The 22,728-nt window shown below is 69.0% G+C and carries 22 protein-coding genes and 1 pseudogene; 13 read left to right on the top strand and 10 right to left on the bottom strand.

Annotated elements, in window-relative coordinates; all coding sequences use genetic code 11:
- Positions 1-130 precede the first annotated feature (130 nt).
- The 7 genes from rpmB (at position 131) to AB8810_RS23165 (ending at position 9,909) form a co-directional block, all read left to right on the top strand.
- Positions 131-367 (top strand): 50S ribosomal protein L28, encoded by a 237-nt coding sequence (gene rpmB / locus AB8810_RS23195; protein WP_003467012.1) that lies wholly within the window; start codon positions 131-133, stop codon positions 365-367.
- A gap of 10 nt (positions 368-377) precedes the next feature.
- Complete coding sequence (gene rpmG / locus AB8810_RS23190; protein ID WP_170867542.1) at positions 378-545, top strand: 50S ribosomal protein L33; 168 nt, start codon at positions 378-380, stop codon at positions 543-545.
- 219 nt (positions 546-764) lie between these two features.
- Positions 765-2,183: a cardiolipin synthase gene (gene cls / locus AB8810_RS23185; RefSeq protein WP_179569969.1), complete on the top strand. Its 1,419-nt coding sequence runs from the start codon at positions 765-767 to the stop codon at positions 2,181-2,183.
- A gap of 115 nt (positions 2,184-2,298) precedes the next feature.
- The gene (locus AB8810_RS23180; RefSeq protein ID WP_369915035.1) at positions 2,299-3,729 is read left to right on the top strand and encodes an FAD/NAD(P)-binding protein; all 1,431 of its coding nucleotides are present in this window, start codon (positions 2,299-2,301) and stop codon (positions 3,727-3,729) included.
- 105 nt (positions 3,730-3,834) lie between these two features.
- Positions 3,835-5,826: a PEP/pyruvate-binding domain-containing protein gene (locus AB8810_RS23175; RefSeq protein ID WP_369915034.1), complete on the top strand. Its 1,992-nt coding sequence runs from the start codon at positions 3,835-3,837 to the stop codon at positions 5,824-5,826.
- A 101-nt stretch (positions 5,827-5,927) separates the two neighbouring features.
- Positions 5,928-8,129: a DNA helicase II gene (gene uvrD / locus AB8810_RS23170; protein ID WP_191826049.1), complete on the top strand. Its 2,202-nt coding sequence runs from the start codon at positions 5,928-5,930 to the stop codon at positions 8,127-8,129.
- Positions 8,130-8,523: 394 nt separating this feature from the next.
- Complete coding sequence (locus tag AB8810_RS23165) at positions 8,524-9,909, top strand: serine hydrolase domain-containing protein (RefSeq protein ID WP_369915032.1); 1,386 nt, start codon at positions 8,524-8,526, stop codon at positions 9,907-9,909.
- Here AB8810_RS23165 and AB8810_RS23160 read toward each other — a convergent pair.
- The 9 genes from AB8810_RS23160 to AB8810_RS23120 form a co-directional block, all read right to left on the bottom strand.
- Positions 9,887-10,591, bottom strand: coding sequence for a LytR/AlgR family response regulator transcription factor (locus AB8810_RS23160; RefSeq protein ID WP_369915031.1), 705 nt, complete (start codon positions 10,589-10,591; stop codon positions 9,887-9,889). The genes AB8810_RS23165 and AB8810_RS23160 overlap by 23 nt on opposite strands.
- The gene (locus tag AB8810_RS23155; RefSeq protein WP_369915030.1) at positions 10,588-11,628 is read right to left on the bottom strand and encodes a sensor histidine kinase; all 1,041 of its coding nucleotides are present in this window, start codon (positions 11,626-11,628) and stop codon (positions 10,588-10,590) included. Before AB8810_RS23155 ends, AB8810_RS23160 begins: the two co-directional genes overlap by 4 nt.
- Positions 11,629-11,650: 22 nt before the next feature.
- Entirely contained in the window at positions 11,651-11,911 is a 261-nt protein-coding gene (locus AB8810_RS23150) for a hypothetical protein (RefSeq protein WP_369916725.1), read from the bottom strand.
- A gap of 29 nt (positions 11,912-11,940) precedes the next feature.
- The gene (locus AB8810_RS23145) at positions 11,941-12,504 is read right to left on the bottom strand and encodes a hypothetical protein (protein WP_369916724.1); all 564 of its coding nucleotides are present in this window, start codon (positions 12,502-12,504) and stop codon (positions 11,941-11,943) included.
- A 17-nt stretch (positions 12,505-12,521) separates the two neighbouring features.
- Positions 12,522-12,908 (bottom strand): VOC family protein, encoded by a 387-nt coding sequence (locus AB8810_RS23140; protein WP_369915029.1) that lies wholly within the window; start codon positions 12,906-12,908, stop codon positions 12,522-12,524.
- 107 nt (positions 12,909-13,015) lie between these two features.
- Positions 13,016-13,513 (bottom strand): hypothetical protein, encoded by a 498-nt coding sequence (locus tag AB8810_RS23135; RefSeq protein WP_369915027.1) that lies wholly within the window; start codon positions 13,511-13,513, stop codon positions 13,016-13,018.
- A gap of 189 nt (positions 13,514-13,702) precedes the next feature.
- A complete protein-coding gene (locus AB8810_RS23130) occupies positions 13,703-14,137 on the bottom strand; it encodes a hypothetical protein (protein ID WP_369915026.1) in 435 nt (144 codons plus the stop codon).
- Positions 14,138-14,510: 373 nt separating this feature from the next.
- Positions 14,511-16,448 carry a M61 family metallopeptidase gene (locus AB8810_RS23125; RefSeq protein WP_369915025.1) on the bottom strand — a complete coding sequence of 646 codons (1,938 nt, stop codon included), beginning with the start codon at positions 16,446-16,448 and terminating at the stop codon, positions 14,511-14,513.
- Between the two features lie 142 nt (positions 16,449-16,590).
- Positions 16,591-16,815, bottom strand: coding sequence for a hypothetical protein (locus tag AB8810_RS23120; protein WP_206259025.1), 225 nt, complete (start codon positions 16,813-16,815; stop codon positions 16,591-16,593).
- A 268-nt stretch (positions 16,816-17,083) separates the two neighbouring features.
- Here AB8810_RS23120 and AB8810_RS23115 point away from each other — a divergent pair, with 268 nt between their 5' ends.
- Positions 17,084-17,650 (top strand): maltose acetyltransferase domain-containing protein, encoded by a 567-nt coding sequence (locus AB8810_RS23115; protein WP_369915024.1) that lies wholly within the window; start codon positions 17,084-17,086, stop codon positions 17,648-17,650.
- A 79-nt stretch (positions 17,651-17,729) separates the two neighbouring features.
- Positions 17,730-18,176, top strand: a complete 447-nt coding sequence (locus AB8810_RS23110) for a universal stress protein (RefSeq protein ID WP_179569947.1) — start codon at positions 17,730-17,732, stop codon at positions 18,174-18,176.
- Positions 18,177-18,365: 189 nt separating this feature from the next.
- Here the strand turns inward: AB8810_RS23110 and AB8810_RS23105 are convergent.
- A pseudogene (locus AB8810_RS23105) lies at positions 18,366-18,785 on the bottom strand (helix-turn-helix domain-containing protein); the annotation flags it as partial.
- Positions 18,786-19,242: 457 nt separating this feature from the next.
- Between AB8810_RS23105 and tssB the strand changes: the two are divergent.
- From tssB to AB8810_RS23085, 4 genes are all read left to right on the top strand, one after another.
- Positions 19,243-19,749, top strand: coding sequence for a type VI secretion system contractile sheath small subunit (gene tssB, locus AB8810_RS23100; protein ID WP_191826043.1), 507 nt, complete (start codon positions 19,243-19,245; stop codon positions 19,747-19,749).
- Between the two features lie 3 nt (positions 19,750-19,752).
- On the top strand, positions 19,753-21,246 hold the full coding sequence (gene tssC / locus AB8810_RS23095) for a type VI secretion system contractile sheath large subunit (RefSeq protein WP_179569935.1): 1,494 nt from the start codon (positions 19,753-19,755) through the stop codon (positions 21,244-21,246).
- Positions 21,247-21,338: 92 nt separating this feature from the next.
- Complete coding sequence (locus AB8810_RS23090) at positions 21,339-21,842, top strand: type VI secretion system tube protein Hcp (protein ID WP_179569926.1); 504 nt, start codon at positions 21,339-21,341, stop codon at positions 21,840-21,842.
- A gap of 81 nt (positions 21,843-21,923) precedes the next feature.
- Positions 21,924-22,715, top strand: a complete 792-nt coding sequence (locus AB8810_RS23085) for a type VI secretion system accessory protein TagJ (RefSeq protein WP_179569924.1) — start codon at positions 21,924-21,926, stop codon at positions 22,713-22,715.
- The last annotated feature ends 13 nt before the right edge of the window (positions 22,716-22,728 follow it).

Here is a 22,728-nt window from a genome sequence, read left to right as displayed (position 1 = left end):
GACACGCGATTTCCGGCCGGCCTCTCCCAGCGTAACTGCTTGATTTCCCACGTCGCGTGGTGGCCGCAAGGCTGCCGGGGCCGCCGTCTCCCAGGCTATGGGCGACTCAAACTATTTATCGAGGTGCGTAATGTCCCGCGTATGCCAAGTGTCCGGCAAGCGTGTGCAGACGGGTAACAACGTCTCCCACGCCAACAACAGAACCCGTCGTCGCTTCCTGCCCAACCTGCACGAGCGCCGCTTCTGGGTCGCCAGCGAGAACCGCTGGATCAAGCTCCGTGTTTCCGCGCATGCGTTGCGCACCATCGACAAGAACGGGATCGACGCCGTTCTGAAAGAGCTGCGCGCGCGCGGCGAAAAGGTCTGAGGAGTAAACAATCATGGCAGGCAAGCGTGACAAGATCCGTATGATTTCCTCGGCCGCCACCGGCCACTTCTACACCACGGACAAGAACAAGAAGAACACCCCGGGGAAGATGGAAATGATGAAGTACGACCCGGTCGTGCGTAAGCACGTGCTGTACAAGGAAGGCAAGATCAAGTGATCGACTGATCGCTGGATCGCCTTTCGAGGTCGACACGGAACCCGCCGCAAGGCGGGTTTCGTGCGTCTGGGGTCCGCACATTCTGTGCCGGCTGCAGGCCGTCGCCGCTGCGCGAGGCAGGCGCCCGGCGCGCGCCGCCAGCCGCGGCACGGCACGCAATGGTTGCGTTTGCCGCCGCAGCCCGCAGAATCGGGCGACTTGGCGTGCGAAAGGGTCGCGATGCTGCCGTTCTGGTTGGAAGGCACCTGGCTGCTGGCGCTGGACTGGCTGATCCGGCTGGTGGCGTTGCTGTGGATTCCGGCGCGCACCACGCCCGGCGCGGCGCGCAGCTGGCTGCTGCTGGTCGGGTTCGTGCCGGTGCTTGGCCTGCCGCTGTACCTGCTGCTGGGCCACCCGTGGCTGTCGCGCGAGCGCATCCAGCGCCAGGCGCAGGCCTCGCAGGTGATCCGCGAGCAGCAGGTGCCGTTGACCGCGCTGCGCTGGACCCCGCCCGCCGACACCGCGATCGCCGAAGTGGTGCCGCTGATCGAGCGCCAGGGCGACTTCATGCCCACCCATGGCAACACCGTGGAATTGCTCGATCGCTATGCGGACTCGCTGCAGGCGCTGATCGACGACATCGACGCGGCGGTGGAGCGCGTGCACCTGCTGTACTACCTGATGTTCGACGATGCGGTCGGCGACGCGGTCGTGGCGGCGCTGTTGCGCGCCGCCGCGCGCGGCGTGCGCTGCCGCCTGCTGCTCGATGCGCGCGGCGGCAAGCGCGGGCTGCGCCGCTACCGCAAGCGCCTGCGCGCGGCCGGCGTCGAGGTGCAGGCGCTGCTGCCGGGCGGCCTGCGCTGGCGCCGCAGCGGGCGCATGGACCTGCGCAACCACCGCAAGATCGCGGTCATCGACAACCGCGTCGGCTACACCGGTTCGCAGAACCTGGCCGCGGCCGAATTCGTGCGCGGCCATCCCAACCGCGAACTGGTGGTGCGCCTGCAGGGGCCGGTGGTCGGGCACCTGGAGGCGGTGTTCGCCAGCGACTGGTTCATCGAGACCGGGCAGCGCCTGCGCGTGGCCGAAGGCACCGCGGTGCACGGCGCCGACACCGCCACGCAACTGCTGCCCAGCGGCCCGGCGTATCCGTTCGAGAACGCGCGCGATGCGGTCAACGCGCTGATCCACCTGGCGCGGCGGCGGATCGTGATGGTCACGCCGTACTTCGTGCCCGACGAGGCCACGCTCAGCGCGCTGCGCATCGCCGCGCTGTCCGGCGTGGACGTGCAGCTGATCCTGTCGGAGAGCAGCAACCAGCGGCTCACCGCCTGGGCGCAGGAGGCCTACTACGACGAACTGCTGCGCAGCGGGGTCAAGATCGCGCTGTACCGGCCGTGCTTCTTGCATGCCAAGCACCTGAGCGTGGACGAGGGCATCGCCCTGGTCGGCTCGATCAACCTGGACATCCGCTCGTTCGCGCTGAACGCCGAGATCGGCGTGCTGTGCTACTGCGCCGAGGTGGTGCAGCGGCTGCGCGCGGTGGAGGCCGATTATCTGGCGGATGCGCGCGCGCTGTCGCTGGAGGACTGGCGCAAGCGGCCCACCTGGCGGCGCAGCCGCGAAGGCATCGCCCGCCTGGCCGATGCGTTGATGTGAGTGCGCACGTACATGACAGCATGATGTCGCCGCCATGCGCGATGTTCGCGCCGACATGAGCGATGGTTCTTAGCCGTGGGCGGAGCCGGCGGGGGCATCCCTTACAATCGCCGGCATGAGCGACCTCTTGCCCACCGCATCCGATGGCGACTGCGACTGCGATATCGCCATCGTCGGCGGCGGCGCGGCCGGCACGCTGGTGGCGCTGCACCTGCTGCGGCAGGCCACGCAGGCGCTGCGGCTGCAGCTGATCGAACCGCAGGCGGCGCTGGCGCAGGGCGTGGCCTATGCGACGCCGTGCGCGGAGCACCTGCTGAACGTGCCGGCCGGGCGCATGAGCGCCTTTGCCGAGCTGCCCGACGACTTCCTCGACTGGCTGCAGCAGCAGGGGCTGTATCCGGCGCAGCAACGCGACGCGCTGGCGCAGGCCTACGTGCAGCGCCGCCATTACGCCGACTACCTGCGCGCGCGGCTGGCGCAGGCGCAGGCCGCAAGCCTGGCGCACTTGCAGTGGCGGCAGCAGCGGGTGGTGGCATTGGACCGGGACGCGCGCGGCCAGGCGTTGCACCTGCAGGATGGGGCGACGCTGCGCGCGCAGGCGACGGTGCTGGCGCTGGGCAACAGCCTGCGCCCGTTGCCGGCGCGCGGCGCGGCCAGCCTGCCCGCGCATGTGCGCGTGGACGCCTGGAACTACGAACAGCTGCGCGCGATCCCGCGCGAGTCCACGGTGTGCATCGTCGGCGCCGGCCTGAGCATGGCCGACAGCGTGCTGACCCTGCTCGCCAATGCGCACCGCGGCCCGGTGCACGTGATCTCGCGGCATGCGGTATTGCCGCTGCCGCATGCCGGGCATGCCGGCCACGCCGCGGCCGACTTCGACCCGCAGCCGTTGCTGGCGCTGCCGTTGCGCCAGCGCCTGCGCGCGCTGCGCCGGCATGCGGTCGCGGCGCAGGCGCGCGGCCTGCCCTGGCAGGGCGTGATGGAGCGGCTGCGGCCGCTGGGCCAGGCGCTGTGGCAGTCGCTGTCGGCCAGCGACCAGCGGCGCTTCCTGCGCCATGCCGTGCGCTACTGGGACGCGCACCGGCACCGCATCGCCGCGCCGGTGTTCGCGCAGCTGCAGGCGATGCGCCGGATCGGCCAGCTGCGCGTGCACCGCGCGCGGTTGGACACGGTGTTCCCGGTCGGCGCCTGCGTGCAGGTCAACGCGGTCGGTCCCGACGGGCTGGCGCTGCAACTGGACGCGCACTACCTGGTCAACGCCACCGGCGTGGAGCTGCGCGCGCAGACCATGCGCAATCCGCTGCTGCACCAACTGCTGGGCTGCGGCCACGCCGCGCCCGGCCCACACGGCATCGGCGTCGCCACCGCGCCCGACGGCGCGCTGCTCGACGCCGACGGCCATGCCGATCCGCGCCTGCGCGTGCTCGGCAGCCTGCGCATCGGCAGCCTGTGGGAAAGCCTGGCGATCCCGGAGTTGCGCGTGCAGGCGCAGCAGCAGGCGCAGGCGTTGCTGGGCGAAGTGCGGCCGGCGGTCGCCGGCGCATAGCCGATGCGCACGGCACCGATGCCGCGCGTCCGATAGCGCCCTCACCGCGTCCAAAGCCGCCTGGACTGGCTTAAGATCCGCACTCTCGATTCCCGCACCGGCATCATGGACCGATCCCGCACGCACCCTGCCCGGCGCCAGCGCCTGTTCGCCTGGGCCGCCGCGCTCACGTTGCTGACATGGTGTACCGCGCCCGTGACGGCGCAGACCGCGCGCAAACCGTCGCCCTACGAATACCGCCAGGGCAGCGATGCGAACCCGCTGCAGCCGACGCAGGGGCCGGATTATCTGCCGCGCATCGATACCCGCGCGCAGTTCATGCAGCTCGCCCGTGTGTACAACGCCGGGACCGCGCTGGAGATGCCGCACCTGATCTTCGTGATCGACCGGCAGAATGCCGCGCGCATCTACTACATCAATACGCCGCGTCATGCGTTGCACGAGCAGTTCGTGCAACGCCAGCGGCTGGTGCCTGCCATGGACAAGGCGACGCGCAACGCGCAGTACCGCGACCCGCAGCGGCGCTTCCTGTTCGGCACCATCAGCTGGCAGCGGGACCTGCCGGGCTATACCTACGAGTTCTGGGAGGGCGACACGCTCACCGCGGCCTTGCTGCGGCAGACCGACGAGGTGGTGCGCGCCTCGTTCCGCGAGCCGATCCGCTTCAAGACCAACTCCACCCAGCACGAGCAACTGGCCAGTTCCATGGGGCTGCCCTACGTCAGCCAGGAGGCGTTGCTGCGCGAGCAGCGGTTCCTGCCGTTGAACACGGGCCGCGCCGAGGGGCGGCTGCGCATCGTGCGCTCCGAGGAACAGCTGCGCACGCTGTCGCCGCGCGACATCCCGGTCCTGGACGAGGTGCCCATCGCCTTGGCGCCGGTCGCCGGCCTGGTGACGCAGCGTCCGTCCACCCTGCTGTCCCACGTGAACCTGCTGGCCAAGGGTTGGGGCATTCCCAATGTCTATGTACGCGATGCGCAGAACGCCCTGCGCCAGTACGACGGCCGCTGGGTGGCGCTGGACGTCACCCACAACGACTACCGGGTGACGCCACTGACGCGCCCGCCAAGGACGCCATCGGCCGCAGCCGCCCGCCCGGCGGCGCGCAACCTGCCGCGCCCGGACCTGACGGTGGTCGCGCTCAAGCCCCTGGCGGCCCTGCGTGCGCGCGACAGCGGCCACTGCGGCGTCAAGGCCGCCAACCTCGGCACGCTGAAGGCGGCGCTGCCGCCGGCCGCGCGCGTGCCGGACGGCTTCTGCATCCCGTTCTCGCACTACCAGGCGGCGATGCAGCGGCTGCAGATTCCGCAGCGCCTGCAGGACCTGCAGCGTCGCCCGGGGTTCGCTACCGACGCGAACGTCCGTCGCGAGGCGCTGGCCACGCTGCGTGCCGAGATCGCCGACGCGGCGCCCGACCCCGCCTTCGTTCGCGCGCTCGACGAGCGATGGCGGGATCAACTGCACGGCGATGCGGTATTCGTGCGCAGTTCGTCCAACTCCGAGGATCTGCCGGGCTTCAGCGGTGCCGGCCTGTACACCACCGTGCCCAATGTGACCCGCGCCGATGCCTTGGCCAAGGCCGTGCAGACGGTGTGGGCGTCGGTCTACAACTTCGAGGCCTACGAGGCGCGCACGGCCGCGGGGCTGCGCCAGGATGCGGTGGCCATGGCGGTGCTGGTGCAGCGTGCCGCGCCCTCGGACAGTTCCGGGGTGATGATCACCCGCGATCCGTTCGATGCCGCCCGCCGCCACATCACTTACATCTCGGCCAAGCGCGGACTCGGTATCCGCGTGGTCGAAGGCAAGCGCCAGGCCGAACAGGTGATGTATTCGACCTGGTCCAAGGCGGTGCAGGTGCTGAGCCGGTCGGCGGAAGACACCCAGCTGGTGGCCGACGCGGGCGGCGGCGTCCGCGAAGTGCCCATCACCGGTTCGCGCCAGGTGCTGACCGATGCGCTGATCGCGCGGCTGGCCAGGGTCGGCGCGTCCACCAAGCAGGCGCTGGGCGGCGCGGACCAGGACATCGAATGGGCCGTGGTCGGCGACGAGGTGCTGATCCTGCAGTCGCGGCCGTATGTGGACAGAAGCGCGCGGTAGCGGGCTGTAGCCGGGTCGGCGTGACACGCCGTCGCGGCCTTTTTCGCGATCGGGCTGCCCGGTCGCAGCCGGTGCGCCGCCGCAACCGGTAAAATACCCGGGTGGATGTCTCCCATTTGCTCGATGATCTGAACCCCGCCCAGCGCGAGGCCGTCTCCGCCCCGTCCGGCCATTACCTGGTCCTGGCCGGCGCCGGGTCCGGCAAGACGCGCGTGCTCACCCACCGCATCGCCTGGCTCAACGAAGTCCACGGCGTGCCGGTGCACGGCATCTTTGCGGTCACCTTCACCAACAAGGCGGCTGGCGAGATGCGCCACCGCACCGACCTGCAGCTGCGCAACGGCAGCCGCGGCATGTGGATCGGCACCTTCCACGGCCTGGCGCACCGCCTGCTGCGCCTGCACTGGACCGACGCCAAGCTGCCGGAAAGCTTCCAGGTGCTGGATTCGGACGACCAGCTGCGGCTGGTCAAGCGCGTCGTGCAGCAGCTGGAACTGGACGAGGGCAAGTTCCCGCCCAAGCAGATCGTGTGGTGGATCAACCAGCAGAAGGACGAGGGCCGGCGCGCGCAGCACATCCAGCCCGAGCCGCGCGACGAGTGGACCACCACCTTGCGCAGCGCCTACGCGCTGTACCAGGAGCGTTGCGATCGCGCCGGCCTGGTCGATTTCGCCGAGCTGCTGCTGCGCGCGCACGAACTGCTGCGCGACAACCCGGCCTTGCTGGCGCATTACCGCAGCCGCTTCAGCGAGATCCTGGTCGACGAGTTCCAGGACACCAACGCGATCCAGTACGCGTTCGTGCGCGTGCTCGCCGGCGACACCGGGCGCGTGTTCGTGGTCGGCGACGACGACCAGGCGATCTACGGCTGGCGCGGCGCCAAGGTCGAGAACGTGCAGCGCTTCCTGAAGGATTTCCCGAACGCGCAGACCATCCGCCTGGAGCAGAACTACCGTTCCAGCGCCAACATCCTCAACGCCGCCAACGCGGTGATCGCGCACAACCCGGACCGCATCGGCAAGCAGCTGTGGACCGATTCGGGCGACGGCGACCCGATCGACCTGTACGCGGCCTACAACGAGATCGACGAGGCGCGCTACGTGGTCGAGCGCGTGCGCCAATGGGTGCGCGACGGCGGCAGCTACAGCGAGGCGGCGGTGCTCTACCGCAGCAACGCGCAGTCGCGCGCGTTCGAAGAATCGCTGATCGCCGAACAGGTGCCGTACCGCGTCTACGGCGGCATGCGCTTCTTCGAGCGCGCCGAAATCAAGGACACCCTGGCCTACCTGCGCATGGTCGCCAATCGCGCCGACGACGCGGCGTTCGAGCGCGCGGTGAACACCCCCACGCGCGGCATCGGCGACCGCACCCTGGACGAAGTGCGGCGCCTGGCGCGCGCGCAGTCGCTGTCGCTATGGGCCGCCGCACAACAGGCCGCGCAGCAGGGCGGCGACCTGGCGGCGCGGGCGCGCAATGCGCTGGCGCAGTTCCTGGGCCTGATCGAGCAGCTGTCCGCCGAGGTGGCCGGCCTGCCGCTGCCCGAGCAGATCGACCAGGTGCTGGCGCGCTCGGCGCTGCGCGAGCACTGGAGCAAGGAAAGCCGCGGCGGGCTGGATTCGGAATCGCGCACCGACAACCTCGACGAACTGGTCTCGGTCGCCTCGCGCTTCGTCCGCGCCGACAACGACGAGGACGCCGACGAAGGCCGCCAGGCGATGACCGAGCTGGTCGCGTTCCTGGCCTACGCCTCGCTGGAGGCCGGCGAAGGCCAGGCCCAGGCCGGCGAGGAGGGCGTGCAGCTGATGACGCTGCATTCGGCCAAGGGCCTGGAGTTCCCGCTGGTGTTCCTGGTCGGCATGGAGGATGGCCTGTTCCCCAGCGCGCGTTCGCTGGAGGAGAGCGGGCGCCTGGAGGAAGAGCGGCGCCTGGCCTACGTCGGCATCACCCGCGCGCGCCACAAGCTGGTGCTCAGCTACGCCGAGTCGCGGCGCATCCACGGCCAGGACAACTACAACGTGCCCTCGCGCTTCCTGCGCGAGATCCCGCGCGAACTGCTGCACGAAGTGCGGCCGAAGGTGCAGGTGTCGCGCAACGCCTCGCTGGGCGCGCCGCGCAACCTCGGCCACAGCGCCATCGAGGCGCCGGCGATCAAGCTCGGCGCCAACGTGCAGCACCCCAAGTTCGGCGGCGGCGTGGTCATCGACTACGAAGGCAACGGCGCGCACGCGCGCGTGCAGGTGCAGTTCGACGAGGTCGGCGCGAAGTGGCTGGTGATGGCGTACGCGAATCTGACGGTGATCTAGGTCATCGACGCGATCGGGATAGGCCACGATGCCGGGTCCCGATCGCATTAGCAGGTCCCAGGCCGCCGCATCCATTCCCGAGCGGCTTGCTCGGGAATCGACCACATGCCCTGGTTCCGCTCTTCGCCGTCGAGCCGCTTGGAGCGGCGCCTGGCGAGTGGCCCTGAGGATACGCAGGCACTGCGCGGCAGCGGCGTTCCCCGCTGGCGCATGCGCAGGTTCCGCCGACAGCCGGCGCTGCACTGGCCGCGGTCGGCGCGCAGATCCCGTGCCCGCCGCTCCACTCATCCGTGCCGACGACCGCTCACGCGGCGTGCCGCCCGTCCGTCATAGGTCGCTGGAGTGCGGCGCCAGCGCGCGCCAGCCTTGCCCTACATCACCAAGGGGAAGGCGCATGACACATCGTTTGACGTGGTTGCTGGCAGCGGTCCTGGCCATGGCCGGCACCGCGCATGCCGCGACGGGGGCGGTCGCGGCCCCAGCGGAGGCGGGCCTGGCCCAGGCGGCCACGGACTTCTTCAAGGACGCCGGGCCGGGGGGCGTGGTGCTGGTGACCCGCGGCGATCGGGTGCTGCTGCGCCAGGCCTATGGCATGTCCGATATGGAGAACGGCGTGCCGATGCAGCCGGAATCGGCGCTGCGCCTGGCATCGGTCACCAAGCAGTTCACGGCGGTGGCGGTGCTGCAGCTGGTCCAGGCCGGCAAGCTGGACCTGGAGGCGACGCTGCTGTCGCTGGATCCGGCATTGCACGGCCCGTTGGCGAACGTGACGGTCCGCCAGCTGCTGACGCATACCTCGGGCATCAAGAACGTCAGCAGCATCCCCGCCTCGCGCGCCGCGCGCCGCGAGGACACCGATGCCATGCGCCTGATCGGGTACTTCCAGGACCTGCCGCTGGAGTTCGCGCCGGGCACGCGGTTCCGCTACAGCAATTCCAACTACATCGTGCTGACCCACCTGATCGAACGCCTCGCCGGCCAGCCCTACGCGGCCTACATGCAGCAGGCGATCTTCCAGCCGCTGGGCATGACCCACACGCGTTACGACGATCACCTGGCGCTGATCCCGCACCGCGCCCATGGCTACCGCCGTGCCGGGCAGACGCTGCAGAACGCGGACTTCATCGGCATGTCGCAGCCGCAGGGCGCCGGCGGCCTGATCAGCAGCGTGGACGACCTGGCGATCTGGCACCGCGCGCTGCGCGATGCCACGCTGCTGCCGGCCGCAGTGCTCGCCCAGGCCATGGCCAAGACCAGGCTCGCCGACGGCACCCTGTCGCCCTACGGGTTCGGCTGGATCATCGGCCAGGCGAACGGATTGCCGGACGTGGAGCACGGCGGCTTCATCAACGGCTTCAACAGCTATGTGGTGCGCATCAGCGAGCTGGACGTGTTCGTGGCGGTGCTCACCAATGCCGAGTTCCTGGATCCCACCACGCTGGCCGTGCGCCTGGCGGCGATGGCGGCCGGGCGGCCGTATCCCGGCGCGGACCCGGCGCATGCGCCGCCGCCGGGCCGCACCGGGCAGTACCGCTTCGCCGACGGCACTCGCGTGCTTGCGCAAGTGGATGGCCGCCTGCAGCTGCAGCGTGACGGCGAGGATGCACTGCCGCTGCAGGCGCATGCGGACGGCCGCTACTATCTGGACGGGGGGCTGGATGCGTTGAGCTTCGGCCAGGATCGCGATGGCCGGCCCACGATGACCTTGCACGATCGGCTGCTGGGCGACAGCAGCGGCGTGCGCGAGGCGGATGCGGCTACAGGCTCAACAGTTCCCTGAAGCGCGCGCTCTGCCGCCGCGACACCTCCACCTCCAGCCCGCCGCGCAGCGTGAGCAGCAGGCCGCCGTTGCTCCAGGGCGCCACCTGCTCCACGTAGTCGAGATTGACGATGTACTTGCGGCTGGCGCGGAAGAACTTCTCCGGCGCCAGCTGCGCCTCGATCGCGCCGAGCGGGCGATACAGCAGCGGCGCATGCTGCTGGAAGTGGACGCGGCTGTAGTTCCCGACCGCCTCGATGACCCGTACGTCGCGCGGCTTGACCAGGAAGCAGTGCTCGCCGTCCTTGATGAAGATGGCGCTGTCCATCGAACGCCGCGCCGGGCTCGCCGGCATCGACTCGGACAGTTTCTGGATCGCCTGCGCGAGCCGCTGCGGTTCGATCGGCTTGAGCAGGTAGTCCACGGTGTTGAACGTGAAGGCCTTCAGCGCATAGGCATCGAAGGCGGTGGTGAAGACGATGCGCGGCACCTGCGCCAGGCGTTCGAGCACGTCGAAGGCATTGCCACCGGGCAGGTCGATATCCAGGAACACCACATCGGGCGCGACCGCTTCGATCAGCGCGACCGCCGCCTCCACGTCGGCCGCGTGGCCGACCACGCTCACCTGCGGATAGGCCTTGAGTTGATGCTGCAACTCGAAACGGGCCAGTTCCGAATCCTCCACGATCACCGCTTCGATCACGCCGCCGCTCCTATCCACACGCTGGCCACCACGCACTCCTCTTCCTGGACCAGGCGCAAGCCGGCGCCGGGCCCGAACGACAGCAGCAGGCGCTGGCGCAGGTTGTTCAAGCCGGTGCCTTGCCCGTCGTCGCTGCGCAGCCGGCCGGTATTGCGCACCTCCAGGTGCAGGCCGCCGCGCTGCATGGCCACGCAGACCTGCAGTTCGCCGCCGCTGCTGCTCGGCCCCAGGCCATGCTTGATCGCATTCTCCACCAGCAGCTGCAGACAGAAGCGCGGGACGCGCATCGCCAGCGCCTGCGGGTCCACCCGTTCCTGGTAGCGCAGCCGCGCGCCCAGCTGCAGGCCGACCAGGCCCAGGTAGTCGCGCACCACCTCGAGCTCTTCGCGCACCGACACCAGCGCCTCGTCGCCGCCGGAGAACTGGTAGCGCAGCGTGGCGGCAAAGCGCGTCAGTTGCTCGCGCGCGGCTTCCGGGTCCTTGAGGATCAACGCGCGGATGTTGTTGAGCGTATTGAAGGTGAAATGCGGGCTGAGCTGGCCCAGCAGGCGCTGCAATTGCGCGTCCTTCAACGCCAGTTGCAGATCGCGTTGGGTGCGGGCCGCCTGCTGCAGCCGGGTCTGCCGGCTGATGGCCAGGTACAGCAGGCTCCAGGCGATATAGGCCACGGCCAGCAGCGGCGCGCGCGACATCGCCGGCTGCGCTTCCCGCAGCGCCGCCAGGGCCGGGGCCAGCCCTGCGCCCAGGGACAGCGCGGCGTGGAACAGCAGGTCGATCGCCACGGCCGCCAGCACGCTTGCGGCAAACAGGATGCCCAGCCAACGCACGTCGCCATAGCCATCGGCCTGCAACCGCCGGTAGATCCAGCGCAGCACCAGGCTTCCCGCCAGCCCGGCCGCACTCAATGCGCATATCGCCACGAACTGCAGCCCGTCGGCGACCGCGGCTTCGCTGGGGCGGGCGGCGTAGGCGAGCGACAGGAACAGCGACCAGCCGAACGCTTGCAGCAGCCAGAACTTGGGCGTCACGGAGGGCATGTCTGGCAATCGGGCCGCTACTTTAGCGCCGTTGCAGGTTCCTGGGTTGCCCGCGTTCGCACGGCAGCGCTGCAGTCCCGGCGAATGCCGTGCCTCCCCATTCGTGCACATTGATGCCCAGATGGCGCTCATACCAGGCCTGCAACGCCGCCGCGTCGTTGGCCTTGAAGAAGATGCCATCCGTGCCTTCGCGCTTCCTGCGCGAGATCCAGCGCGAGCTGTTGCACGAAGTGCGGCCGAAGGTGCAGATCTCGCGCAGCGCCTCGCTGGGCGCGCCGCGCAAACTCGGCGACAGCGCGATCGAAGCCCCGTTCAGCGCGTGCGCGTGTTGGCAACGCAGATGCCGGTGTCAGCGTCGCTCGTCTGGTCGCATAGTGTCGAACAGCGCTTGCTGGGCACGGACCAGGCGTCGGCGATGCGCTCGCACTGCGCGACGGCCTGCAGCAGATCGCTCGCACCATGCCATCCGCATCCCATCGTCGGTGGCTCGACATGGTAAGTCGCGATCGCGTTGTCGCCCGCCACCAGGATTGCTAGCTGGTCCTGTGCTTCCCGAAAGAAGGAATTGGCTTGTTGCTGGGAAACGCAACGCAGTTCCAGCGCCGTGATGCCGGCTCTATAGGGAAGGATGCGAAGCGCATCTTTCCGGTAGTCGATATGGACCGCGCCACGATCCACGCAGGTCGTCTTCTCGCCATGTGGGATCGACGAAACCAGGAGACGGTCTTCTTCCCGTGTCTCAGACGAACAGGAAAGTCCGGTCCAGACCCGGGCCTGATCGGTACCCGACGCCGGTAGTGGCGGTGTTGGTGAGCCGCATGCGCATAGCGCGCTCACCAATACGATCGCGATCAACACCTGCCGTTGGGAACGCATCCGCATAGCCGGGGCGCTCACTGCCCCGCAGGCGGTTGCCAGAGTTCCACCTTGTTGCCTTCCGGATCGATGACCCAGGCGAACTTCCCGTATTCGGACTCGTCCACACGGTCGAGCACGTTGCAGCCTTCCTCGCGCAATGCCGCGACCAGCGCGTGCAGGTCGTCCACCCGGTAATTGATCATGAAAGGCGCCGTGCTGGGCGCGAACTGCTCGCCTTGCGCCGCGCCGATCGACCAGATGGTGCTGCCGGCGACCGGCGTGCCGGCAGCGTCGGTCCAGGGGAACGCCGTGCCGCCCCACGCCTGCACATCGATTCCCAGATGCCGCTTGTACCAGGCCTGCAACGCCGCCGCGTCGTTGGCCTTGAAGAAGATGCCGCCAATGCCGGTGACTCGCTTCATTGCAACCTCCGGGAATGGGTGGGTGGAAGGCGCATGGCCTGCGCCTTCGAGCAGAGTGGATGAACGTGCGCCGCGACGCGATGCCGGCTCGTCGAATGCCGCCGGACTCAGCGGCGTGGTGGCGACGGGACGCGGGTGAAATAGTTGGTGCGCATCGTCGGGCTGCCGTCGGGCGCGAACGCGGCGACGGTTTCCGTCATCGAACGGCCATCCGCGGCGACGGTGTAGATCCGGGTCGAGGCCACGCTTCTATCCTTGGCCAGCATCATCACCAGCACGTTGGGCGAAGGCCGCTGCAGGGCGAAGGTGTCCGCTTCGAAATTGTTCTTCACCGGCGTGGCCCGGCCATCGAGGGCGGCGGCGCCTTCGGCATGCATCTTCCCGCCGCCTTGTTCGACAATGTCGACCTTGGCGGCCCACTTGCCGCCGCCGGCTTCGCCGAACGTCAGGGTGACGCTCTGCGGCCGTTCCTGCGGCGGCTTCGGCAACCGTGACACGTCCACGGCCCAGCTGCCGAGCAAGGGCGAGGACTTCGGCGAATCGGCATGCGCGGACGCGCCCGGTATCAAGACCGCCGCCAACACGACGGCACACAGCATCTTCATGCGACCTCCCAGGAATGTTCCGGCTGCAATGGACAACACGCCAACGGCGACTCGGCGGCAGCACGCTGCGTCCAACGGAACGGGCGTACTCCCTGCGCGTTCATGGAGTCGTCCTGTGGAGGCGTGCGCTGCGACGCTAGCATTGCCGTCCGTCTTCCAACAAGCACGGCCGGGGTCAGGCGAGGGCGTTCATTCCCAGAAGCTGTACTTGCGGGCCAGCGCCAGTTGCTCGCCGCCGGCGAAATGCCCGGCCAGTTCCTTGAACCCCACCGTGCCGACGAAGGTGGAGGAGGGGCAGCCCGGCGTCGCGTGCGACGGCAGCGCGATGCGCACCTGATCGGCGGTCATCGTCACCTGGCCGATCGCCGGCGGCCCGGCCTTGCCGTCGGCGCACTGCACGATCGCGTAGTAGTCCTGGCCCGCGCCGGCGTCGCGATCGGCCTTGACGATGAAGATCTCGTAGCCGTACAGCAGGCCGTCCTTGTCCAGTTCCAGGGTGGAGAACATGCCGGTCTGGCGCGGCTGGCAGCCGCTCAACGCCAGCGCCGCCAGCGCCAGCAGGACGCCGCGGAGGACGAGCTTCATGCGCGACGAGGCCAGGTCGAACGAAGTGCGGAAGTCCATGTGCTCACCAGATCCGGAGGGGCGCGCGCTGAACTCGGCAGGGCATCGAAGTGCGGCGGTCGCCAGGCGGCAATGGCGCAGAAACCACCATAGTCCGAGGCGTCTTCGTGCTCCCCAGCACGCTTATTGTGAGAATTCTGCCACAGTTTTTCGCGGGAAAGGCAGCCGCGCTCGCGCTGCGACCAGCGCCGCGCCGCCTTGGCCGGCGACGATCCGGCCACCCCGGCTGGCGGTGGACCGGGAGGCGGCATGGACCGCGTCCGCGCCGGGGTGCCCGATGCGCGGCGCTTCCCAATGGCGGCGCCAGGCCCGTTTGCCTTCGCGTGGCCTGCCCGCGCAGTGGCGACCGGTACGGACCCGGCCGCCCGTCGCGTCAGCGTCGCGCGGCGATGACCTGGCTCAAGCTGTCCGGCGTGCCGTCCACCCGCACCAGGTGCGGGTACTGCAGGCCGTCGTGGTAGTTCACCTCCACGCTGCGCACGCCGCCCTGGAACTTCAGCGTCAGCACGATCGGCGCGGTGCCGCCCTTGGCGTCGGCGATGGCCTGCTTGAGTACCTCGCGCGTGTAGTCCTGGCCATTGACCGCCAGCACCGTGGCGCCGGTGCTGACGCCGGCCTTGAACGCGGGGCCGTCCCACACCACGTCGTTGATGCTGGCATCGTCGTTCATCACCAGGCCCAGCGACCAGGCGAAGTTGTAGCGGTGGCGCGCCGACTGGTGGCGGCTGTCGTACTGCTTCTCGAACGCGCTCGGCTGGTCGGTATAGACCAGTTTCCAGCCGCTGGCCTGCAGCCCTTCCAGCAGCGGCGGGTTCACCGCATCCACGCGCGGGGCGAGGTAGCCGGCCCAGTCGAACGCGGCCACGCCATTGAGCGCGGCCACCACGTCGTCGAAGGTGTAGGTCCTGACCGCGTGGCTGCCGTCGTCCACGCCGAAGAAGGCCTTGGCGAAATCGTCCAGCGACTTGCGGCCGTGGCTGAGCGCGCGCAGCTTGGCATCCACCGCCAGCCACAGCATCTGCCCGCCGCTGTAGTAGTCCTCGCTCATCTGCCAGCTGCGGTAGGGCAGCGGCGCCCGATGCGCGGCGGTGGGATCGTTGGTGGTGTCTTCCAGCGAACGCCATTGGAAGCCCTCGCGGTTGCGGTCGTAGTTGGCCGCGGTCATCGCCAGCGCATCGCGGAACTGTTCCGGCGTCCACATCCCGGCGCGCGCGGTGAGCACATAGCCCCAATACTGGGTCTGCCCTTCGTAGACCCACAGCAGCGAGTCGCCCATCGGCACATTGAAGGTGGGCGTCCACAGATCGGCCGGACGGCGGAACTTGCCGTTCCAGGAGTGGGTGTACTCGTGCGCCAGCAGATCGCGGTCGGGCGCGTTGTCGGCCCAGGCGCTGAAGTAGTCCGCCTCCAGCCCGTTCTCGCTGGACTGGTGGTGCTCCAGGCCGTTGCCGCCCAGCACGTCGGACAGCGAGAACAGGAAGTCGTAGTGGTCGTAGTGATGCGAGCCGAACAGCTTCAGCGCCTGCACGGCCAGGTTGCGGTGCGCCTGCAACTGCGCGGGCGTGATCTCCAGCGATGCCGGCGTATCGGCAATGACATTCAGATGCACCGGCGCGCTGCCCGGCGGGGTCAGGTCCACGCGCTTGAAATAGCGGCCGGCGTAGATCGGCGAATCGACCAGGGTTTCGAAATCGACCGGCTTGAACGTGGTGGTGGCGCCGGACTGCGTGGCGGTCTCCAGCGCCGTGCCGAACTGCCAGCCTGCCGGCAGGGTCACGCTGGGCACCACGCGGATGCCGTGCGTGTAGTGTCCCGCTGGATACAACGCCAGCTTGTTCCATTCCAGCTGCAGCATCCTGTCGGTCATCTCGAAGCCGTCGTCGCGCGGCGACAGGTACTGGAAGCTGGCCTCGATCGCGGACACGCCCTGCGGCACGTCCACGTGGAAGGTGTAGACATCGAAGGTGTCGCGGCGCCACGCCAGCGGCGCGCCGTTGGCGGTGAGCGTCAGCCCGGCCAGCATCGCCACCGGCCCGCTCGGCGAATGGTCGCCGGGGATCCACTGCGGATACTGCAGCGTCAGCCGCCCGGCCGCGACCGGAATGGTCTCGCGCACCCGGTAGATGCCCTGGCGCACGTCGCCGGCATCCACCTGCAGCGCGATGCTGCCCGGATACGGCGTGTCCTGCGGCGGCGGAACATCCGGCGTGCGTACGGTCTGCGCGCCTGCCGCACCAGCCAGCGCCAGGGAAAGGCCCAGGGCCAGCGCCAGGCATGCGCGGCGGGGGACGGGAAGGATAGCGGCGGGCATGGCGGGGCTCCGGGATCTGGATTGGGGTGAGTCAAGCGCGGGACATTAGCACCGGTGGGGGCGGCCCAGCGCGGCAGATGGATCGGCCCGGGGGCGGCGGCGCGCGATCGTGGCCGGTGCCTAGCGCGGTCGCTTCGCCACGCTACATCTCCCAGCTGAAGGTGGACGCGATGCGTTTGCCTCCGATCGACAGTGTCGACGTATTGGCATGCACCACCAGCGTGAAGGGAGGCACGCGCTGGTCGCGGCCGCTGTAGACGAGCCGCAGCGCTTTGCGCTTGGTGTCGAAGGTCCTTACCTGGAAGCTCTCGCGCAATACGACACCCTTGGTGTCGCCCGGTTCGTAGAAATGGATACTGGCGATCACCGGACGATCGGTGTGGCCGATCTCGAACGTCATGCTGTAGCCGCCGCCTTCGAACGCAAGCGTCGACGTGGCATGGACCGGCGTGCCGAACAATATCGCGAGGAGGGTGGCCAAGCAGAAAAGGCGAAGTTTCACGCGATCACCCAATGACGATCAGGTCGCCGGCCGGCTGCAGTGCAGAAAGTATTGCCCATGCGGCGAGGGCATCACAACGCAGGTGTCGCGGTCGATGCGATCATGCGCCCTCCACACCGCCTGGGAGGACAGGATGCTTAGCGAGAAAGACAAGATGCTGGCCGGCGAGCCGTACCGGCCCGGCGATGCGCAGTTGCAGGCCGACCAGGCCGCGGCCAAGGCGTGGATGGTGCGCTACAACGCGGCGCTGGCCGAACCGCCGGCGACGCGGCGTGCGTTGCTGGCCGAGCGGTTGGGCGCGGTCGGGCGCGGGGCGGTGGTGCGGCCGCCGTTCCATTGCGACTACGGCTACAACGTCTTCCTCGGCGAGGACGTGTTCCTCAACTTCAATTGCGTGATCCTGGACGTGTGCAAGGTCAGCATCGGCGCCGGCACGCAGATCGGGCCGGCGGTGCAGCTGTATGCGGCCGACCATCCGCGCGATGCGGCGCAGCGTGCGGCCGGGCTGGAATTCGGCCGGCCGCTGACGATCGGCCGCAACGTGTGGATCGGCGGCGGGGCGATCGTGCTGCCCGGGGTGACGATCGGCGACGATGCGGTGATCGGTGCGGGCAGCGTGGTCACCCGCGACGTGCCTGCCGGTGCGCGCGTGGCCGGCAATCCGGCGCGCGCGCTGGCGGCGCGGTCGCCCGGAAATTGATCCGGGTCAAGGCGCGGCGTCCACGCCGGGTGTCCAATGGGACCCATGCCGCTGCAAGCGGCGTTACCGGAGCACGCAGATGTACCAGCGCATTCTGATTGCGATCGATGGTTCCGAGTTGTCCGCCAAGGGGCTGCAGCAGGGCCTGGCGCTGGCCGCCAGGCTCGGTGCGGAAGTGGATGTGGTCACCGTGTCCGAGCCCTGGGCGATGGGCATGTACGACGCGATGGGCTGGAGCGTGGGCTACGAGGCCACGCCCGAATACCGGCAGGACCGGGAAGAAGGCGCGCAGAAGATCCTGGCGCCGGCGTTGGCCGCCGCCGAGGCCACCGGCGTGATCGCGCACGGCTGCCATGTGCTCGATCGCTATCCGGCCGAGGGCATCATCGATATCGCCACTTCGCACCGCTGCGATCTGATCGTGATGACCTCGCATGGCCGCCGCGGCATGAGCCGGGTGCTGCTCGGCAGCCAGACCGCCGAGGTGCTGGCGCGCAGCCAGGTGCCGGTGCTGGTGATTCGCTGAGGCGGGACACGCGCCGGCGGCGGCGCGTTCTGTAGGAGCGGCTTCAGCCGCGACAGAATCGTTCCCCAGCGCGAACCTGTCGCGGCTGAAGCCGCTCCTACAGGGAACGCGGCGCGGCGGCGGCTATTGCGCCGTCGCCGGCTCCGTCGGCGCGTACACCGGCGCATCGTCCACCATCGAGGTGCGGCACAGTTCGCGGATGATCCGCCACATCGGGATGTAGGGGCCGCGACGCTCCTCCCTGGGCTGGCACGGCGCCGCGCGGCACGCCTTGCGCCATTGCGCCGGCGACATGCCGAAGCGGGCCTGGAACGCGCGCTGGAACTGCCGTTCCGAGGCGAAGCCCATTTCGTACAACAACCAGGTCAGGCTGCACTGCGGGTGCAGCTGCAGGTAGCGGTGCGCGGTGCGCAGGCGCTGCTCGCGGATGTAGCTGGCCACGCCGCCGCGCGCCTGGAACAGCCGGTACAAGGTGGCGCGCGACAGCGGGAACGCGGCCAGCAGCATCTCGCCGCCCAACTCCGGTTCGCCGATGTTCTCCTCGATATAGGCCAGCAGGTCGATCAACAGCGGTTCGCCGGCGTCGGCGAGGTGCGCGCGCGTTGGCATGCGCGCCGGTACGGTGATGCGACGGATCGTGGTCATCTGCGGCGGTCGCGGCCCACCCCGGGGCCTGTCATCGGTACAACCGAAAGAAGCGGGGCAAAGCCATCACCGTCGTCACACTTTGTGCACAGGCGTAGACGCGGCCTTCGCTGAGACGAAATGTCGGGTGGTCTGCCGGGGCCGTTCCTAGACTCGCCGCATCGCTGAAAAGCGCCGTGCAGCGGGATGCGCCGAGGGGATCGGCGCCACGCATGGCATGCGATGCCCGGTGTGCGGCGATCTGCCCACGCACCGACGGCGCAAGGGGAACGTGGAGGCGGAACGGCGGCGAGCGCGCGATGGGGGAGCGCCGCCGGCGTTTCGCGTCGGCGTCCCGGGGATCAACCGGCGGCAGGTGCGCGGCCGGCCTGCACGGCGTTGCCGGCGGGCCGGGTCGAAAGGCTCAATCGGAGACGAGGCAATGGCAAACAGTCAGAAGTTCATCGCGCGCAATCGGGCGCCACGGGTACAGATCGAGTACGACGTGGAAGTCTACGGCGCGCAAAAGAAGGTGCAGATCCCGTTCGTGATGGGAGTGATGTCGGACCTGTCCGGCGCCAATGCCGGCGAGCTGCCGTCGCTGGAGGAACGCAAGGCGCTGGAGATCGACGTGGACAACTTCGATAGCCGCCTGCAGTCGATGCGCCCGCGCGCCACGTTCAAGGTGCCCAACACGCTGACCGGCGAAGGCGAACTGGCGGTGGACATCACCTTCGAGAGCATGGACGACTTCTCGCCGGCGGCGATCGCGCGCAAGGTCGAGCCGCTGGCCAAGCTGCTGGAGGCGCGCACCCAGCTCGCCAACCTGGACACCTACATGGACGGCAAGGCCGGCGCCGAGAACCTGATCGCGCAGGCGCTGCGCGACCCGGCGCTGCTGCAGTCGCTGGTCTCGGCGGCCAAGCCCGCCGATCCGAAGGAGGGCTGAGCCATGGCGAGCGAACAACTGGCCGAAGCCGGCAGCGGTACCCAGGTTCTGGAAGCGGGCGATTTCGCCGCGCTGCTGAACCGCGAGTTCAAGCCCAAAAGCGAACGCGCCAAGGAAGAAGTGGAGTCCGCGGTGCGCACGCTGGCCGAGCAGGTGCTCAGCCGCAGCGACGTGGTCAGCGAGGACGTGTCGCAGACGATCAAGGCCTACATCGCCGAGATCGACCGCAAGCTCAGCGAGCAGCTCAACCACATCCTGCACCACGCCGACATGCAGCAGCTGGAAGGCGCCTGGCGCGGCCTGCACTACCTGGTCAACAACACCGAGAGCGACCAGCAGCTGAAGATCCGCGTGCTCAACATCTCCAAGAAGGAGTTGGGCAAGGTGCTCAAGCGCTACAAGGGCACCGCCTGGGACCAGAGCCCGATCTTCAAGAAGGTCTACGAGCAGGAATACGGCCAGCTCGGCGGCGAGCCGTACGGCTGCCTGGTCGGCGACTACTACTTCGACAACAGCCCGCCGGACGTGGAACTGCTCAACGGCATCGCCCAGGTCGCCGCCGCCGCGCACGCGCCGTTCATCTCCGCGGCCGCGCCCAAGCTGATGGGCATGGACAACTGGAACGAGCTGTCCAACCCGCGCGACCTGGCCAAGATCTTCTCCACGCCCGACTACGCCGCATGGCGTTCGCTGCGCGAGTCGGAGGATTCCAAGTACATCGGCCTGGCGATGCCGCGCACGCTGTCGCGGCTGCCGTACGGCGCATCGACCAATCCGGTGGAAGAGTTCGATTTCGAGGAAGAGACCACGGGTGCCGATTCGGCCAAGTACACCTGGCAGAACGCGGCCTATGCGATGGCGGTGAACATCAACCGTTCGTTCAAGCAGTACGGCTGGTGCTCGCGGATCCGCGGCATTGAGTCCGGCGGCGCGGTCGAGGGTTTGCCCACGCACACCTTCCCCACCGACGACGGCGGCGTGGACATGAAGTGCCCGACCGAGGTGGCGATCACCGACCGCCGCTCGGCCGAACTGGACAAGATGGGACTGATGCCGCTGGTGCATCGCAAGAACTCGGACATGGCCGCCTTCATCAGTGCGCAGTCGCTGAACAAGCCCGACGAGTACGACGATCCGGATGCCACCGCCAACGCCGCACTGGGCGCGCGCCTGCCGTACATGTTCGCCTGCTGCCGCTTCGCGCATTACCTGAAGTGCATCGTGCGCGACAAGATCGGCTCGTTCAGCGATCGCGAGCAGATGCAGGCGTGGCTGACCCGCTGGATCACCCAGTACATCGACGGCGATCCGTCCAACTCCAGCGAAGACACCAAGGCGCGCAAGCCGCTGGCCGCGGCCGAGGTGGTGGTGGAGGAAGTGGAGGGCGCGCCCGGCTACTACACCTCCAAGTTCTTCCTGAAACCGCATTACCAGCTGGAAGGGCTGACCGTGTCGCTGCGACTGGTGTCGCGGCTGCCGTCGGCGGCCAAGGCCTGACCCGGCGCCACCGTGCCACGGCCCCGGCGCGCAGGCGATGCGCGCCGCGCGCCGACCCATCGTTGTCCGTTTTTCACTAGAGGAGCAGTTCCATGGCGTTCGACATGCATATCAAGTTCGGCAGCGGCAAGGTCAAGATCGAAGGCGCGTCCAACCACAAGAAGCACAAGGGCGAGGTGCCGATCCTGGCCTGGTCGTGGGGCGCGAGCAATTCCGGCGACCTGCACACCGGTGGCGGTTCGGCCAGCGGCGGCAAGGCGCACATCCAGGACATCTCCATCACCAAGTACGTCGACGGCTGCTCCAACGCGTTGCTGGATGCGGTGTGCACCGGCGCGCGCGTGGAGAATGCGTGGCTGTACGTGACCAACGCCACCGGCGAGCAGACCGACTTCCTGACCCTGGAACTGAGCGAAGGCGTGCTGGTTACCTCGCTGTCCACCGGCGGCTCGGGTGGCGAGGATCGCCTGACCGAGAACCTGACCCTGCACTTCGGCAAGTTCAAGTACAGCTTCCAGCCGCAGGACGACAAGGGCACGGCGCAGGGCGGGGCGAAGGAATTCACCTACGACATCCAGGGCGTGGCCAAGGCCTGACCGCGACGGCGGCGATCGCCGCCTCGTACCCGGCGCCGTCGTTGCGACGGCGCCGCATCCTTCCCTTCGTGCGGGCAGACCATGGACACCACTCCCGAACTGCTGCTGCGTCACGGGCGTCCGGACGAAGCGCTGAAACTGCTGACCCAACGCGTGCGCCAGCATCCGGCCGATGCGCGCCAGCGCGTGTTCCTGTTTCAACTGCTGGCGGTGCTCGGCCAATGGGACCGCGCCCGCGCCCAGCTCGACGCCTGTCGCGAACTCGATGCCGACAATGCGGCGCTCGCCGCCACCTATGCGATCACCGTGCAGGCCGAGCGCCAGCGCGCGGCGGTGTTCGCCGGGCAGGCCTTGCCGACCGTGCTCGGCGCGCCCGAGCCGTGGCTGGCGCTGCTGCTGCAGGCGCTGCGGCTGTCGGCCGAAGGCGCCACCGCGCAGGCCGCGGAGTTGCGCGCGCAGGCATTCGAGCAGGCCCCGACCAGCGCCGGCGAGCTCGACGACACGCGTTTCGCGTGGATTGCCGATGCCGATCCGCGCTTCGGCCCGTGCCTGGAACTGGTGGTCAACGGCGGCTACGCCTGGGTGCCGTTCGCGCAGATCCAGGCGTTGCGCTTCGAGGCGCCGGCCGACCTGCGCGACATGCTGTGGGCGCCGGTGGCGGTGACCTGGCGCAACGGCGGCGAAGCGTTCGGCTTCGTGCCGGTGCGCTACCCCGGCACCGAACGCAGCGACGACGGCCAGCTGCTGCTGGCGCGGCGCACCGACTGGAGCGGCCGCGACGGCGACGTCGGCCTGGGCCAGCGCGTGTGGGCCACCGATGCCGGCGAACACGCGCTGCTCGACGTGCGCCAGATCCTGTTCGACCCGGCCTGAGCGCAGCGCTGCG

Origin of the sequence: Xanthomonas sp. NCPPB 3005, from assembly GCF_041228095.2 — a bacterium.
GTDB classification, from domain to species: domain Bacteria; phylum Pseudomonadota; class Gammaproteobacteria; order Xanthomonadales; family Xanthomonadaceae; genus Xanthomonas_A; species Xanthomonas_A bonasiae.
Note: the sequence above shows the minus strand (reverse complement) of the source record. Positions and strands in the feature narration are given on the sequence as shown.

Bases quoted from the DNA above. Each gene is read 5' to 3' on its own strand.
- rpmB (WP_003467012.1), top strand. From the start codon at position 131: ATGTCCCGCGTATGCCAAGTGTCCGGCAAGCGTGTGCAGACGGGTAAC.
- cls (WP_179569969.1), top strand. From the start codon at position 765: ATGCTGCCGTTCTGGTTGGAAGGCACCTGGCTGCTGGCGCTGGACTGG.
- AB8810_RS23180 (WP_369915035.1), top strand. From the start codon at position 2,299: ATGAGCGACCTCTTGCCCACCGCATCCGATGGCGACTGCGACTGCGAT.
- AB8810_RS23175 (WP_369915034.1), top strand. From the start codon at position 3,835: ATGGACCGATCCCGCACGCACCCTGCCCGGCGCCAGCGCCTGTTCGCC.
- AB8810_RS23165 (WP_369915032.1), top strand. From the start codon at position 8,524: ATGACACATCGTTTGACGTGGTTGCTGGCAGCGGTCCTGGCCATGGCC.
- AB8810_RS23155 (WP_369915030.1), bottom strand. From the start codon at position 11,628: ATGCCCTCCGTGACGCCCAAGTTCTGGCTGCTGCAAGCGTTCGGCTGG.
- AB8810_RS23145 (WP_369916724.1), bottom strand. From the start codon at position 12,504: ATGCGTTCCCAACGGCAGGTGTTGATCGCGATCGTATTGGTGAGCGCG.
- AB8810_RS23140 (WP_369915029.1), bottom strand. From the start codon at position 12,908: ATGAAGCGAGTCACCGGCATTGGCGGCATCTTCTTCAAGGCCAACGAC.
- AB8810_RS23135 (WP_369915027.1), bottom strand. From the start codon at position 13,513: ATGAAGATGCTGTGTGCCGTCGTGTTGGCGGCGGTCTTGATACCGGGC.
- AB8810_RS23130 (WP_369915026.1), bottom strand. From the start codon at position 14,137: ATGGACTTCCGCACTTCGTTCGACCTGGCCTCGTCGCGCATGAAGCTC.
- AB8810_RS23125 (WP_369915025.1), bottom strand. From the start codon at position 16,448: ATGCCCGCCGCTATCCTTCCCGTCCCCCGCCGCGCATGCCTGGCGCTG.
- AB8810_RS23115 (WP_369915024.1), top strand. From the start codon at position 17,084: ATGCTTAGCGAGAAAGACAAGATGCTGGCCGGCGAGCCGTACCGGCCC.
- AB8810_RS23110 (WP_179569947.1), top strand. From the start codon at position 17,730: ATGTACCAGCGCATTCTGATTGCGATCGATGGTTCCGAGTTGTCCGCC.
- tssB (WP_191826043.1), top strand. From the start codon at position 19,243: ATGGCAAACAGTCAGAAGTTCATCGCGCGCAATCGGGCGCCACGGGTA.
- tssC (WP_179569935.1), top strand. From the start codon at position 19,753: ATGGCGAGCGAACAACTGGCCGAAGCCGGCAGCGGTACCCAGGTTCTG.
- AB8810_RS23090 (WP_179569926.1), top strand. From the start codon at position 21,339: ATGGCGTTCGACATGCATATCAAGTTCGGCAGCGGCAAGGTCAAGATC.
- AB8810_RS23085 (WP_179569924.1), top strand. From the start codon at position 21,924: ATGGACACCACTCCCGAACTGCTGCTGCGTCACGGGCGTCCGGACGAA.